This window comes from Arthrobacter ramosus (assembly GCF_039535095.1).
Classification (GTDB): domain Bacteria; phylum Actinomycetota; class Actinomycetes; order Actinomycetales; family Micrococcaceae; genus Arthrobacter; species Arthrobacter ramosus.
This window is the reverse complement of the sequence record NZ_BAAAWN010000001.1, coordinates 760,284-774,367: the sequence shown is the minus strand read 5'-3', so window position 1 is coordinate 774,367 and position 14,084 is coordinate 760,284. Positions and strand designations below refer to the sequence as shown.

Annotated in this window: 15 protein-coding genes and 1 tRNA gene; 5 read left to right on the top strand and 11 right to left on the bottom strand. The window is 63.3% G+C overall.

Annotation, left to right across the window (positions count from 1 at the left end; genetic code table 11):
- The first annotated feature begins 30 nt into the window (after positions 1–30).
- Both ABD742_RS03705 and ABD742_RS03700 read left to right on the top strand, forming a co-directional pair.
- Positions 31–1,242: an acetyl-CoA C-acetyltransferase gene (locus tag ABD742_RS03705; RefSeq protein ID WP_234749046.1), complete on the top strand. Its 1,212-nt coding sequence runs from the start codon at positions 31–33 to the stop codon at positions 1,240–1,242.
- Between the two features lie 52 nt (positions 1,243–1,294).
- Positions 1,295–1,762 carry an aminoacyl-tRNA deacylase gene (locus ABD742_RS03700; protein ID WP_234749045.1) on the top strand — a complete coding sequence of 156 codons (468 nt, stop codon included), beginning with the start codon at positions 1,295–1,297 and terminating at the stop codon, positions 1,760–1,762.
- 152 nt (positions 1,763–1,914) lie between these two features.
- On the opposite strand, the gene rplL is transcribed toward ABD742_RS03700, so the two are convergent.
- The 9 genes from rplL to ABD742_RS03655 form a co-directional block, all read right to left on the bottom strand.
- Positions 1,915–2,292 carry a 50S ribosomal protein L7/L12 gene (gene rplL / locus ABD742_RS03695; protein ID WP_234749044.1) on the bottom strand — a complete coding sequence of 126 codons (378 nt, stop codon included), beginning with the start codon at positions 2,290–2,292 and terminating at the stop codon, positions 1,915–1,917.
- A 76-nt stretch (positions 2,293–2,368) separates the two neighbouring features.
- Positions 2,369–2,974 (bottom strand): 50S ribosomal protein L10, encoded by a 606-nt coding sequence (gene rplJ, locus ABD742_RS03690; RefSeq protein WP_234749043.1) that lies wholly within the window; start codon positions 2,972–2,974, stop codon positions 2,369–2,371.
- A gap of 302 nt (positions 2,975–3,276) precedes the next feature.
- Positions 3,277–4,428 (bottom strand): GNAT family N-acetyltransferase, encoded by a 1,152-nt coding sequence (locus ABD742_RS03685; RefSeq protein WP_372460889.1) that lies wholly within the window; start codon positions 4,426–4,428, stop codon positions 3,277–3,279.
- On the bottom strand, positions 4,407–5,528 hold the full coding sequence (locus ABD742_RS03680; protein ID WP_234749041.1) for a GNAT family N-acetyltransferase: 1,122 nt from the start codon (positions 5,526–5,528) through the stop codon (positions 4,407–4,409). The genes ABD742_RS03685 and ABD742_RS03680 overlap by 22 nt, the downstream gene beginning before the upstream one ends.
- Positions 5,529–5,639: 111 nt before the next feature.
- Positions 5,640–6,347, bottom strand: coding sequence for a 50S ribosomal protein L1 (gene rplA / locus ABD742_RS03675; RefSeq protein WP_234749040.1), 708 nt, complete (start codon positions 6,345–6,347; stop codon positions 5,640–5,642).
- Between the two features lie 132 nt (positions 6,348–6,479).
- Positions 6,480–6,911 carry a 50S ribosomal protein L11 gene (gene rplK / locus ABD742_RS03670; RefSeq protein ID WP_018773647.1) on the bottom strand — a complete coding sequence of 144 codons (432 nt, stop codon included), beginning with the start codon at positions 6,909–6,911 and terminating at the stop codon, positions 6,480–6,482.
- A 129-nt stretch (positions 6,912–7,040) separates the two neighbouring features.
- Positions 7,041–7,877: a transcription termination/antitermination protein NusG gene (nusG, locus tag ABD742_RS03665; protein ID WP_234749039.1), complete on the bottom strand. Its 837-nt coding sequence runs from the start codon at positions 7,875–7,877 to the stop codon at positions 7,041–7,043.
- A 114-nt stretch (positions 7,878–7,991) separates the two neighbouring features.
- Complete coding sequence (secE, locus tag ABD742_RS03660; protein ID WP_059387348.1) at positions 7,992–8,273, bottom strand: preprotein translocase subunit SecE; 282 nt, start codon at positions 8,271–8,273, stop codon at positions 7,992–7,994.
- Positions 8,274–8,355: 82 nt separating this feature from the next.
- A tRNA-Trp gene (locus tag ABD742_RS03655) sits at positions 8,356–8,428 on the bottom strand.
- Between the two features lie 324 nt (positions 8,429–8,752).
- Here ABD742_RS03655 and ABD742_RS03650 point away from each other — a divergent pair.
- Entirely contained in the window at positions 8,753–9,982 is a 1,230-nt protein-coding gene (locus ABD742_RS03650; protein WP_234749038.1) for a pyridoxal phosphate-dependent aminotransferase, read from the top strand.
- Positions 9,983–10,096: 114 nt separating this feature from the next.
- Here the strand turns inward: ABD742_RS03650 and ABD742_RS03645 are convergent, their stop codons facing one another.
- Together ABD742_RS03645 and ABD742_RS03640 are read right to left on the bottom strand one after the other, a co-directional pair.
- Positions 10,097–10,798, bottom strand: coding sequence for a LuxR C-terminal-related transcriptional regulator (locus ABD742_RS03645; protein WP_234749037.1), 702 nt, complete (start codon positions 10,796–10,798; stop codon positions 10,097–10,099).
- Positions 10,795–12,153, bottom strand: a complete 1,359-nt coding sequence (locus ABD742_RS03640; protein ID WP_234749036.1) for an ATP-binding protein — start codon at positions 12,151–12,153, stop codon at positions 10,795–10,797. Before ABD742_RS03640 ends, ABD742_RS03645 begins: the two co-directional genes overlap by 4 nt.
- Before the next feature lie 125 nt (positions 12,154–12,278).
- On the opposite strand from ABD742_RS03640, the gene ABD742_RS03635 reads away from it, so the two are divergent.
- Entirely contained in the window at positions 12,279–13,766 is a 1,488-nt protein-coding gene (locus ABD742_RS03635) for a PspC domain-containing protein (protein WP_234749035.1), read from the top strand.
- A 1-nt stretch (position 13,767) separates the two neighbouring features.
- Entirely contained in the window at positions 13,768–14,070 is a 303-nt protein-coding gene (locus tag ABD742_RS03630; RefSeq protein WP_234749034.1) for a hypothetical protein, read from the top strand.
- Positions 14,071–14,084: the final 14 nt, after the last annotated feature.

Sequence of the window (14,084 nt, the reverse complement as noted above, 5' to 3'; positions counted from 1 at the left end):
GGCTCACCACCCTTGATCGGAAGAGAGAAAATGAGCACCCCCTCAGACACAACGGACAACAACAACGACGTTGTCATCCTTTCCGCCAGCCGTACCCCACAGGGACGGTTGAACGGGCAACTGGCCGGGCTCACCGCCGTCGAGCTCGGTGCTCACGCCATTTCAGGCGCCATTGCGGCGAGCGGACTCACCGCGGACAAAGTGGACGCAGTGATCATGGGACAGGTCCTGCAGGCGGGCGCCGGCCAGAATCCGGCCCGGCAAAGCGCCATCGCCGCCGGAATCGGCTGGAACATCCCGGCCGTCACCATCAACAAGGTCTGCCTCTCCGGACTGACGGCCGTGATCGACGCCGCGCGAATGATCCGCAGCGGGGACGCCGCCGTCGTGGTTGCCGGCGGCCAGGAATCGATGAGCCGCGCTCCCCACTTGCTGCCCGGTTCGAGGCAAGGGTGGAGTTACGGAGCGATCCAGGCCCTCGACGTCGCTGCCCACGACGGCCTCACCGACGCGTTTGATGGCCAGTCCATGGGCCTGTCCACTGAAATCAAGAACCTCTCGCTTGGCATCGACCGCCGGTCCCAGGATGAAGTGGCCGCCGCTTCGCACCAGCGTGCAGCCGCGGCCGCCGCGCAAGGCGTGTTCGACGGCGAGATCACACCGATCAGCATCAAACAGCGCAAGGGAGAACCCTTGGTGCTGACGAGCGATGAAGGCGTCCGGCCCCAAACAACGCTTGAGACCTTGGCCCCCCTGAAGGGCGCCTTTGCCACCGACGGAACCATCACCGCCGGCAACTCCTCTCCCTTGTCCGACGGCGCCTCCGCACTCGTGCTCACGAGCCGCCGTTTTGCCGAGGAGAACGGCCTTGACTACCTTGCCGTCGTCGGCAAGCCCGGCCAGGTAGCGGGACCCGACAACAGCCTGCATTCGCAGCCTTCGAACGCGATACGGCACGCTCTGGACCGCGCGGGGTGGACAACGGCCGATCTGGACTTCATCGAGATCAATGAAGCCTTCGGTTCGGTTGCGGTGCAGTCCTTGAAGGACCTGGACTATCCCTTGGAGAAGTGCAATGTCCACGGCGGAGCAATTGCGATTGGACACCCGATCGGCGCCTCGGGAGCGCGGCTTGCCCTCCACGCGGCCCACGAGCTGAAGCGCCGCGGTAAGGGGAAAGCGGCGGTCGCCCTGTGTGGTGGCGGCGGCCAAGGCGAAGCACTGCTTCTCTACCGCGACTAGATATTCGGCGCATTCGGCAGCGGGAGCGGCCATGACTGGAAATGGGGCATGAATGCGGGGCACTGAGCGATTCCTCGCCGACGCGGCCGCCCGCGGACTCGACGTCCAACTCGTGGAGCGGGCGGCGGCAAGCAGCCTTGACGAAGCGGCCCGCATCATGGGGATCACACCGGCCGACATCGTGAAGTCCCTTGTGGTCAAGCACCGGGATGGCACGTTCCTGTTTGCGTTGGTTCCGGGTGACCGGCAGATCTCCTGGCCCAAGCTGCGCGCCCTCCTGGGAGTCAACAAGCTGTCCATGCCCTCCGCGGACATCGCCTTCGAGGCAACCGGCTATGAGCGCGGCACCATCACGCCGCTGGGAAGTTCGAAGCCCTGGCCGGTCTATGCTGATGCGAGCATCGCCGGACGCAGGATCTCCATGGGAGCAGGCGAACACGGATTCAGCGCTTTCGTGAAGGCCGATGAACTGGCCGCCGCGCTGCAGGCCGTAGTAGCCGACATCAGCGACCCCATCTAACACTTTCAAAAGCAACGCGGGGTCACTTACGGCCCATCCAGCAGCACCCAATGGGCCGTAAGTGACCCCGCGTTGCTCTTAAATGCAGGAAACCCCGCCCGGACGAATCCGGACGGGGCTTCCTGGGTAAAGCGAATACCCGAAAAGGCGAGTTACTTGACAGTAACCGTGGCGCCTGCAGCTTCGAGCTGGTCCTTGGCCTTCTCAGCGGCTTCCTTGGTGGCGCCTTCGAGAACAGCCTTCGGTGCACCGTCAACCAGGTCCTTGGCTTCCTTGAGGCCGAGGGAGGTGATGGCGCGAACTTCCTTGATCACTGCGATCTTCTTTTCACCGGCAGCTTCGAGGATGACATCAAATTCGGTCTTCTCTTCAACTTCTTCGCCAGCGCCGGCGCCAGCCGGGCCTGCAACTGCAACAGCAGCAGCAGTAACTTCGAAGGTCTCTTCGAAGAGCTTGACGAACTCGGAGAGCTCGATGATGGTCAGTTCCTTGAAAGCTTCAATGAGCTCTTCGTTGCTGAGCTTCGCCATGTTTGGCGTCCTTCCTTTAGGTGGTGCTGCCACGGACGTCGTCCGTTACTGCACCGCAATTTGAATGGGGGAGAACTTAGTTCTCTTCGGTTGCTGCTTCAGCGGCTTCAGCCGGAGCGGCAGCCTCTTCTGCAGCAGCCTCGGCGGGAGCCTCTTCGGCAGCCGGTGCTTCTTCAGCGGCCGGTGCTACAGCGCCGCCCTCTTCTTCAAGCTTGAGGCGCAGAGCGTCAATGATGCGTGCAGCAGCGGCAGCAGGTGCCTTGAGGATGCCTGCAACCTTGGCGAGCTGCAGCTCACGGGACTCGAGGGCTGCCAGCGCGGCAACCTCTGCTGCGTTCAGTGCCTTGCCTTCGAAGTAGCCGGTCTTGATGACCAGCTGCTTGTTGACCTTGGCAAAGTCCGTCAGGCTCTTGGCGGCAGCAACCGCGTCACCCTTGATGAATGCAATTGCAGTGGGGCCGGCGAGCTGACCGTCGAATGCTTCGACACCAGCTTCCTTGGCTGCAATGGCGGTCAGGGTGTTCTTGACGACCGAGAACTTGGTGTCCAGGCCGAGAGAAACACGCAGCTGCTTGAGCTGTGCAACAGAGAGCCCGCGGTATTCGGTCAGGACAGCGGCGTTCGATTCCTTGAAATCGTTGGTGATCTCAGCTACTGCAGAGATCTTGCTAGGCGTTGCCATAACCCTCCTTCCGGGGAATAAAGCCGGTTTTCCGGGTCCCCGCTCAAAAGAGCTGCAACTAAAAAACGCCCCGCGCAGATGCACGGGGCTTGGCTCAACACGATCCAGTGATCGCGGAGATTTGCTTCGTTCACCTGCGCCGGCCGCCCTTTGTCAGGGTCCTTCGTCAAGGAACCCACTTGGTTCTTCCGCGCGTAGCTGCAGAGTTGAGCAACGCCCGGAGGAGTGGATTCCCATCAACCGACGGTCTTTGGTAATTCAAGCTTACGGGACGGGCAAGTGCATCGCCAAATCGCGCCGCCTCACTCGGAGGAGGTGACCCTCGGGCCCATGTTCGGCAGTTCCTTCTGCCACAACCCCGTGACCCCGGCCGTCGTGAATCCCAATTGCTTGTTCACGGTCAGCAGGTACCGGTTTTCGGGGGCATTCCAGGTGTAGATCACCCGCGCGTCGGGGAACTGTTCGCTGAGGCGCTGCATATTGGCGACCTTGATGAGGAGCCCGAGTTTGTTTCCCCGGTGCTCCTGCAGGACGATCGTGTCGTCCTGGAAGACGACGTCCTGGCGTTGCGCCAGGACGCCGATCGTGGTGAGCCCGACGATCCGCCCGCTGGCGACGTGCTCGACGGCGGTGACCACCGTTCGGCGCCCCTGCGCGACGGCGGCGTCCTCCGCCTGGCGCAACACACCGGCGTCGAACACTAACTGCTGCTGTTCGGCTTCCGCGGTCTCACTGCGCTCGGACACTACTTCCCCGGCCGCGTTCTCGAGTGCGGCCACTGCTTCGAGCCACTGTTGCGGGCAACGGTCGGTCCAGTGGTGGACCTGATAGCGGCCGGCGTTCGCGACTTCCGCTTCGGCCTCAAGCTCGGCGACAAGCTTTGAATCCAGCGGGAGCGCACAGGAACTGAACTGTTCGATGTGCTGGAGGGTGTAGCCGGTGCGACGGGCAAAATCGACCTCGCGGCTGGCCAAGGGAACAAAGCCCAGGCCGCTGCCAGGTACGAGCTGGCCCTCGGCACCACCGCGCAAGGACTCTGCAGGGTGGTTGGTGTCCACCATGATCATCGTCCGGCCCTCGCTTTTGGCGAAATGTTCGGCAGCTTCCAGAAGCTGCCGGCCGACGCCCCTGCGCTGGAATTCAGGAAGGATGTCGAGGGTGAACTCGGCCAGGTCCATGTTGTCGGCAAGGGGCAGCGCGATGTCGACAGTACCGACAATGCGGCCGTCAACGCGGGCCACGAGAATGACCTGGCGTTCGTAAGGGTCGCCGAGTTCGAGCAGTTTCTCCAACGGGGTGTAGGCGAGATCGTCCGTGCCCCAGATCTGCATCCGGACCCTGCGGCTGACTTCGACGGCGGCCAGAAAGTCCTTTGCGTCATCGGCGTCAAGGGAATCCGGGATCCAGAGTTGGCCGATCTCCACCGTGCTCGTCATTTGATCCTCTTTTGCCATTCGCCGTCGTATCCCGCCGGTTTGAAGCCGAGCTGTACGTTGATGGACAGCATATGTTCGTTTTCCTCGGCATTAAAAGTCATGACGCGCCGGACTGCTGGATATTCCGCTTGCAGCCTGCGCAGATTGGCCAGTTTCACGAGCATTCCCAGTCCATGGCCCCGATGCGGCTTTGCCACCAAAGTATCGTCCTGTTCGGCCACCCGAGGCTTCGCGGGATCAAGGTAGATCACGGTGTACGCGACGAGCTCCCCCGTCCGCCGATGTTGTGCAGCGGCGACAAGGGCAGCCTGGCCTTCGGCAAGCGTGGTGTCCTCCAGTTGCCTGACGCGGGCAGCATCCCAGGCCTCTGCCTCGATCTCAAGGCCTCCCGCGGGTGTATCCGTGCTCATCCGGCCCATCAGCCCGGCCATGTGGTCCACGTATTCGGCGGGGCAACGGTTCGTCCACACAAGGACCTCATAGGCGGCGTCGGCTTTGGAATGCGCCGCAAGCTCGAGCCTTGCCCACTCCGCGTCATGGTCCATGTCCAGGCTGCAGAATCTGCTGGCCTGTTCCAAGCTGTATCCGTTCTTGAGGCAGAAGGCCACTCCCGGACCGTCTTCGGGCACTCCCCCGGGTGCCGCGGCTGGATCGAAGGGTGTTGCTGCTGCTCCTGCTCCTGCTCCTGCTCCTGCTCCTGCGGAGCCGATCGGGTGTTCGGTGTGCGCCTGCAGGACGCGCCTCCCCTCTGCCTTCGCAATCCCCTCGACTGTGCGGAGCAATGCGGTCCCGATTCCATGCCGGCGGTGCCCCTCCAGAACATCTACATGGAGCCAAGCGGTATGGACGTTGTCCTTGAGCGGAACCTGGCAGGAAGAATAGCCTACGATGCTTCCGTCAACCCGGGCGAAGAAGTTCCTTGAGGCCTCATATGGGGTATCCCGCCATCCCGCGAGCCGGGCCTGCGCCGAAGATGCCCGGTCCAGGCTTCCCCAGGTTTCCAACACCATGGCGTCCATCATGGAAGAGAGCTCCCGGAAATCCTCGCCGTCCGGCCCGTCCAGGGACTCCGGCAGGTGGAGCTCGTGGATGCTGAAATCCGGAAGCCGGCCTGTCATGCCCTCAGCCTAATCAGCGGTCGCAACCCGCGATAGGTGCCGGTTGCATACAACGAAAGGACCGCCCGGCGAATGCCGGACGGTCCTTTCAGAGTCGATGCTCCCGGTGGCTTACGCCTCGGTGAGAACCTTGGTGACGTTCGGGTCAACCGAGATGCCCGGGCCGAACGTGGTGGCGACCGTGGCCTTCTGGATGTAGCGGCCCTTGGAAGCGGACGGCTTCAGGCGAAGTACCTCTTCGAGAGCAGCTGCGTAGTTCTCGGCCAGCTTCAGTTCATCGAAGGAAACCTTGCCGATGATGAAGTGAAGGTTCGAGTGCTTGTCAACGCGGAAGTCGATCTTGCCGCCCTTGATGTCGTTGACGGCCTTGGTGACGTCTGCGGTCACGGTGCCGGTCTTCGGGTTCGGCATGAGGTTACGCGGACCGAGGACCTTACCGAGACGGCCAACCTTGCCCATGAGGTCAGGGGTTGCCACTGCGGCGTCGAAGTCGGTCCAGCCGGCTGCGATCTTTTCGATCAGGTCATCGGAACCAACGAAGTCGGCGCCTGCAGCGATTGCTGCTTCGGCCTTGTCGCCGGTTGCGAAAACCAGGACGCGGGCAGTCTTACCCGTGCCGTGCGGCAGGTTGACGGTGCCGCGGACCATCTGGTCGGCCTTGCGCGGGTCAACGCCCAAACGGAAAGCGACCTCAACGGTGGCGTCGAACTTGGACGGGTTGGTGTCCTTGGCGAGCTTGATGGCCTCGAACGGGGCGTAGAACTTGTCTGCCTCGATCTTGGCTACGGCTGCCTCATATGCTTTGCTGCGCTTTGCCATGCTGCTTATTCTCCTTGTGCAGTTGTGGTCTGCGGACCGCGCTGGGCCCTGCCACAGTTGGAAATCCGGCGTGGATGTCCAACATTTTCAATATTTCAATGGTGCCGGTTTCCCGGCGGTTGAAGGCTGGTATTAGCCTTCGACGGTGATGCCCATGGAGCGTGCGGTGCCGGCGATGATCTTGGCAGCACCCTCAAGGCTGGTGGCGTTGAGGTCTTCCATCTTGGTGGTGGCGATCTCGTTAACCTGTGCCTGGGTCAGCTTGGCAACCTTGACGGTGTGCGGCGTGGCCGAACCCTTCGCAACGCCTGCAGCCTTCTTGATGAGCTCTGCAGCCGGCGGGGTCTTGGTAATGAAGGTGAAGGAGCGGTCTTCGTAGACCGTGATTTCAACCGGGATAACGTTTCCGCGCTGGGCTTCCGTTGCAGCGTTGTACGCCTTGCAGAATTCCATGATGTTGACACCGTGCTGGCCAAGCGCAGGACCGATCGGCGGGGCCGGGTTGGCGGCACCTGCCTGGATCTGCAGCTTGATGAGGCCGGTGACCTTCTTCTTGGGAGCCAATGTAGGTCCTTCTCTCAATAACTTCCTAGGACACAGGAGCGTGCCTCAGGTTTGTGGCCGCCATGGCAAGGCGACCGACCGCTCCGTGGCTGCTAAGCGGGCAACCGCGGGGCGAAATTCTTGGATCAACTAGATCTTGGTGACCTGGTTGAATGCGAGCGTAACCGGGGTTTCGCGTTCGAAGATTGACACCAGGACCACAAGCGTCTGGGAATCCATCTTGATCTCGGAGATCGTGGCGGGGAGGGTCTCGAACGGACCTTCCTTGACGATGACGGACTCTCCGACCTCGAAGTCGATGTCGACGGGCGTCTGGTGCTGCTTGTTGACCGGCTTGCCCTTTTCGGCCTGCTGCTCTTCGAAGACCGGAGCCAGCATGGAGAAGACCTCGTCGAGGCGAAGCGGAACCGGGTTGTGTGCGTTGCCCACGAAGCCGGTGACACCCGGGGTGTGGCGGACGGCGCCCCAGGATGCGTCAGTCAGGTCCATACGGACGAGGACGTAACCCGGAATGCGTACGCGGTTGATGATCTTGCGCTGGGCGTTCTTGATCTCAACGACTTCCTCCATGGGCACCTGGATCTCGAAGATGTAATCTTCCATGTCCAGGGTCTGGATGCGGGTCTCAAGGTTGGCCTTGACGCGGTTTTCGTAGCCGGCGTAGGAGTGAATGACGTACCAGTCACCTTCCTGGCGGCGAAGCTTGGCCTTGAACTCCTCAGCGGGGTCGGCGGGCGCTACAGCTGCAGCGGCGGCCAGGGCGTCGGCGTCGTCGGACGCGTCTGCAGACTCGTCGTCGGCGTCGGACACCTCGGCGTCGGACTCATCGGCGTCGTCGACGTCGGCAGTTTCGGGCGCAGCAGAATCGACCTCGGATCCTTCCACGGCGTCAGCCGTGGCGTGGGCCGTGCTTTCAGCGGGCCCATCCAGCTCAGTCTCAGTTACCTCGAGCTCCTGCTCAGACACTTGGTCTCCTGCTTCCTCATTGCCTAACATGCCTATTTAAATGGCTCAATTCCGCAAACCCTGCGAAATCCCTTGATTTTCCGGGGATTCCACGCGGTTTGCGGAGCGATCCGCTTAGTGGTTCGTGGTGCCAGTAGCGCCGAAAACCCATTTGATTCCCGTACCGAAAGCCAGGTCCAGGATGGTGACGACCAGCATCATGATGGCCACGAACACCAGCACCACGACTGTGTAGTTGACCAGTTCCTTGCGGGTGGGGGCAACTACCTTCTTGAGCTCACCAATTACCTGGCGGACAAAAAGTGCAATTCGAGCGAAGAGGCCGGAATCGGACTTCTTGGCAGGGCGGCCCTTCGAGCTGCTCGCAGCTGTTTCGGTCACCTGATCCTCACTCATCTATGCAAACGTCGTTGACCCGACTCTGATCAGAGTCATGGTTGCTGCGCTTGTTCCGAGGAAACCCTCGGAACAGCTTGCGCAGGGCAGACAGGACTCGAACCTGCAACCTGCGGTTTTGGAGACCGCTGCGCTACCAATTGCGCCACTACCCTATGGAACGAATCCATATTTTGGCCACACTCCATCAAAGCCAAGGAATCCAGAAGAGCACGGGATTCCGGAGCCGATCTGGGGCGCGGACCATTGTGATGTTTTTCAACACCGGTGAACCAGTCTACGCAACAACGTCGCGATAGTCGAACCGGGCCATTTCCGGAGCGTTCAGGCCTTCTCGCTCATGTGCTCAGCGCTCGTGTGATCAGCCTCAACTGTCACTTTCCCGACGTTAGCCCGATAGCTCCGCAGAACAGCATAAAGTAGATTTCGTCGAATCCCACCATCCAGCTCATGAGCTGCCCGCGAAGAACGGTGCTTTAATGTCTGCCGGAATACCAGCCGCCCGCATTTCACAGCGAATTTCCGCCATCGCCGAATCCGCCACCCTTGCCGTTGACGCCAAGGCCAAGGCGCTCAAGGCAGCGGGTCGCCCCGTGATCGGCTTCGGCGCCGGGGAGCCCGACTTCCCGACACCCGACTACATCGTCAAGGCCGCCGTCGAGGCCGCCGCCCAGCCGAAGTACCACCGCTACTCCCCTGCCGCCGGCCTGCCGGAGCTGAAGCAGGCTATCGCGGACAAGACGTTCCGCGATTCGGGCTACAAGGTAGATGCGTCGCAGGTGATGGTCACCAATGGCGGCAAGCAGGCTGTCTACAACACCTTCGCCACACTTGTTGATCCGGGCGACGAAGTAATCATCCCCACGCCTTTCTGGACCACCTACCCGGAGGCAATCCGCCTGGCCGGAGGCGTTCCCGTCGAGGTTTTCGCCGGCCCGGAACAGGGTTACCTGGTCACCGTGGAACAGCTCGAGGCCGCGGTCACCGACAAGACGAAGATCCTGCTTTTCGTTTCCCCGTCCAACCCGACCGGCGCCGTCTACAGCGCCGAACAGGTGGCAGAGATCGGAAAATGGGCGGCGGCCAAGGGCCTCTGGGTTGTCACTGACGAGATCTATGAGCATCTGACGTACGACGGCGTCCCCTTCACCTCGATCGCCACGGCAGCCCCCGAGCTCGGCGACAAGGTGGTCATCCTCAACGGTGTCGCCAAGACCTACGCCATGACCGGATGGCGAGTCGGATGGATGATCGGCCCGTCCGACGTCATCAAGGCCGCCACCAACCTCCAGTCGCACGCGACGTCGAACGTTTCCAACATCATGCAGATCGCAGCCCTGGCTGCCGTGTCCGGTCCGCTGACCGCCGTCGACGAAATGAAGGTCGCCTTCGACCGCCGCCGCAAGGCGATCGTCGCCGGACTGAACGCGATCGAGGGTGTGGAATGCCCGACGCCGACCGGCGCCTTCTACGTGTACGCCGACGTCCGCGGACTGCTAGGCAAGGAATTCCCGACGTCGAACGGTCCCGTCCGTCCCTCAACGTCCGCTGAGCTTGCCTCGCTGATCCTCGACGAGGTTGAGGTCGCGGTTGTTCCGGGCGAGGCCTTCGGCCCCTCCGGTTTCGTGCGCCTCTCTTACGCCCTGGGCGACGACGACCTCGCCGAAGGCGTCCGACGCCTCCAGGAATTCCTCGGCCAGGCCAAGTAGCCGTCCGCCTGCACAAACGCTCGCTCACCTTGGGTTTAGGTGAGCGGGCGTTTGGGTTTAAGCCGCTATAGGTGAGCGGGCGTCTGGGTTTAAGCCGCCAAAGGTGAGCGGGCGTCAGAGGAGGCGGCGCTCGGCGGCCCACTTGGTCAGTTCGTGGCGGCTGGAGAGCTGGAGTTTGCGGAGCACCGCGGAGACGTGGGTTTCCACGGTCTTGATGGAAATGAACAGTTCCTTGGCCACCTCCTTGTAGCTGTAGCCCCGGGCGATGAGGCGCATGACTTCCAGTTCCCTCGCGGAGAGCCGGTCCAATTCGTCGTCGGCGATCTCGGCCGGGGAGGTTCCGAACGCGTCCAGGACAAATCCCGCAAGCCTCGGCGAGAAGACGGCGTCACCGTCGGCCACACGGATCACGGCATCGGAGATCTCGGGACCGGAAATGGTCTTGGTGACATAGCCTCGGGCACCGGCCCGAATGACAGCGACGACGTCCTCGGCGGCGTCCGAGACGCTCAAGGCCAGGAAGCTCGTGTTCCCGCGCATCGGAGAGGATGCGCTGATGACCTCCCGCCCGCCACCGCCAAGGCCGCCGGGCAAATGGACGTCAAGCAACACCACTTCCGGGTGAACCTCGGCAATCACGGCGATGGCTTGTTCCACTGTTCCGGCTTCGCCCACGACGTCGATCCTGGAATCGAGGTCGGCCTTCAGCCCGGACCGGAAGATGGCATGATCGTCCACGATCACCACGCGAACCTTCCGCGGCACTTGCCCGGCTACGACCTGCTCCGGCTTGATCTCATCTGGGGTGCCGTTCATGCTTTGGCTTCTCCGTTTCGGTTCTCTGCTTTGTCGGCGCCCTCGACGGGCAGTTTCAGGCGGACTTCCGTGCCCTCGGAGCCACTGCTGATGACCGCAGTGCCGCCGTGGCGTTTCATTCGTCCGATGATTGATTCCTTGACTCCGAGCCGGTCTTCCGGGACGGCATCCGGGTCAAAGCCGGGTCCGCGGTCCCTGACAAAAACTTCGCTGCCCGTGTCCGAGCTCTCGAGATAGACGGACACGGCTCCGCCGCCGTGCCGGGCAGCATTGTGCATGGCCTCCCGGGCCGCCAGGACGAGGGCTTCGTGCCTGTCCGTCATGGCGGCGTCTCCCACGCTGACGACGTCGACGGCGTGTCCGTGGGCGTCCTCCACTTCGGCTGCGGCCGCGGCAATCCGCTCCGCCAGGAGTCCTGCATCCTTGGCGGCGTCCCGGTACAGCCAGGTGCGCAGTTCACGCTCCTGGGCGCGGGCGAGGCGGACCACGTCCTGCTCGGAACCTGCCCGGCGCTGGATCAAGGCGAGTGTCTGGAGTACCGAGTCGTGCAAGTGGGCGGCAATCTCCGCCCGCTCCGTCTCGCGGACCCGCGCCGCCCGCTCAGTCTCAAGGTCCTTCCAGAACTTCAGGCCCCACGGCAGCAGCACCAGCGCGACGCCGCCCAGCACTGCGATGGAAGCCAGCAGCGCGAGCCATGTCTGCTCCCATGAACCGGAACCGGACACCATGACCAACACACCGGCAACCACCAGGGCCAGGCCCGCAGCAAGGCGGATCCAGCCGCCGGCTTGGTCCGCCTTGGTCTTGTCCACCAGTCCGGCCCGGCGCGTCTCGTCCAGCTGCATCCACGCGATCGCCGCTCCGCCGAGTATGGCTGCCGCCGGGATCAGCGTGCCGAGAGGGACCTCGACGCCGAACTGCCGGGCGATGAGGATGGCGGCCACCAGGAGCAGGCCGGCTCCCAGGAGGATCTCTTTCCCGTACTGGATGCGCCGAATCCTGAACCAGGAGGCGAAGACGGGAGCCGGGGTGGACAGCGGCAGTGGCCGCGCGCCGCCGTCGGGCGCTGGTACTTCAGGAGGCATACTGACCGAGGGAGGCATGCTCACCGCGGGAGCAATGGGCGACACCGGCCGGCGGCTATTGCGGCGGGCGCTTTCGTCGGCGGTGGGCACCATGACCCACAGCCAGGCGTAGAAGGCCAGGCCCGCGCCGCCGGCGAACGAGGCAAGGACCATACCGAGCCGGATGTACTTCACAGGCCAGCCAAGGTGGTCCGCCAGGCCGCTGCACACGCCGGCAATTACCCGGTCGCTGCTCCGGACCAGCGGCGGGCGTTGGATGGCGGTTGTCATGAATCCATCCAAACACGTATCAGGGCCTTCTGCGCTCGAAGCCAGGGCATCTCAGGGGGCCACTCAGGGAACGTTCAGGGTATCCCCCAATAGAGGGCGACGTCGCCAGGCGGCAAGATCGAAGTATGAACGCGAACAGCATGAATCCCGAGGACTCCGGACAAGCAGCGGAGCCCGGACAACCTGCAGAATCCAGCCAGCCGGCCGGAACGGGCTCACCGGAAGAACCGGCCCAGCCAAAAGCCGGCCCCACCGGCGGCGCGGCACCGAACTACGCCGTTCCCGCTCCCCCGCAGAACTTCTTCAACTGGATCCGCAGCCAAGGCATCAGGCGAGGCCGGGACCGGTGGATGGGCGGCGTGGCCAGCGGCATCGCCCACCGCTTCGGCATCGATCCTTTGATCGTCCGCGGCATCTTCATCGTCCTCACCCTCTTCGCCGGCATCGGCATCCTGCTCTACGGCGTCGCCTGGGCCCTCCTGCCCGAACCCGATGGCCGCATCCACGCCCAGGAGGCCGGTGCAGGGCGTTGGTCCGCAGGCATGACCGGCGCCCTCATCACAACCATCATCGGATTGCCCAGCCTCGGCCACGGCTTCTGGGGATGGGGCTGGAACGGCGTTCCTGGAGTCCTGTGGACGCTGTTCTGGGTAGGCGGCATCATCTACCTGGTCTACTTCCTGGTCCAGCGCAGCAAATCCCGCAACGGAAGGCAGACCATGGGCACACACAACTACACGGCCGCTCCAGGTTCCCCTGGCGGGGCGGGCACCCAGGGCTCGGCAGGCTATCCAGCCGCCCCTTACAGCGCAGGTCCATATAGTGCCGGTACTTACGGCTCAGGTGCTTACGCGGCCGGTAGTTACGGGACCGGCGGAGCAGGTAGTTACGGGACCGGAGGGGCCGCAACCCCCTCGGGACCCGTCAATCCCGCGGGGCCCTACCCGCCGGCTGGCGTACCCAACCGCCCCGAGCGGCCGAGGCGGCAGGGACCGGGCGCGGCTATCGTTGCGGTCTCAGCGGGGGCAGCCCTGCTGGCCGGCGGAACGCTCAAACTGCTCGACGCCGGCAACGTCATCCACTTGGGCGACGCCGCCAACGCGGTGGTCTGGGCCACGGGCGCCGCAGTCCTCGGCCTTGGCATCCTCGTCGCGGGACTTCGTGGCCGCACATCGGGGCTGCTCGGCTTCCTGGCCGTTGCGACGCTGGTGATCGGGGGCATATTCAATATCGCCCCCAGCGCAGACCACTTCCGTCTCCAGAATGCCCAATGGAATCCGGTGAGCATCGACGATGCCCGCAAAGGCTTCGACATTACCGGGGCCAACGGGACCGTTGACTTGACCAAGCTGAACCTGAGCGCACCGCTGGGTTCCGACGTCGTGGTTCCGATGGACGTGACCGCAAGCAACATCAAGCTCCTCATCCCCGCGACCGTGCCGGTGGAGGTCCAAGCAGACATGACCTTCGCGAACCTCAAGCAGGACGGTAACGCCGTCACCCAAAGCAATGGTGGTACCCGGGACAGCTTCAACACGGACAAACCCGGCGCCAAGCTGGTCGTCAAACTTAACGGCACCTTCAGCAACGTTACCGTCCAGGAAGGAAACTGACATGAGCACGCACGAACCCACGCGGCCATTTGAAGCGACGCCGGCACCCGAACCCACGGCGCAAGCCGCACGGGCCAGGGTGAGTACGGTGGTCTGGGGGCTGATTGTCGTGGCACTCGCAGCTTTGATCATCATTTCCAAGCTCGGCCTCGTGGCGCTCAACGGCAACTATGTGCTGATCGGGCTCATGATCGGGGCCGGCGCGGCACTCGTGATCGGAGGCCTGGTGTCGGCCCGCTCCCGAAAGGGCAGCGGATCCGGCCCGGACTCCGGAGCCGGCGCCGCCGATTCCGACCACCGGTAGCAGCAGCACGTGAC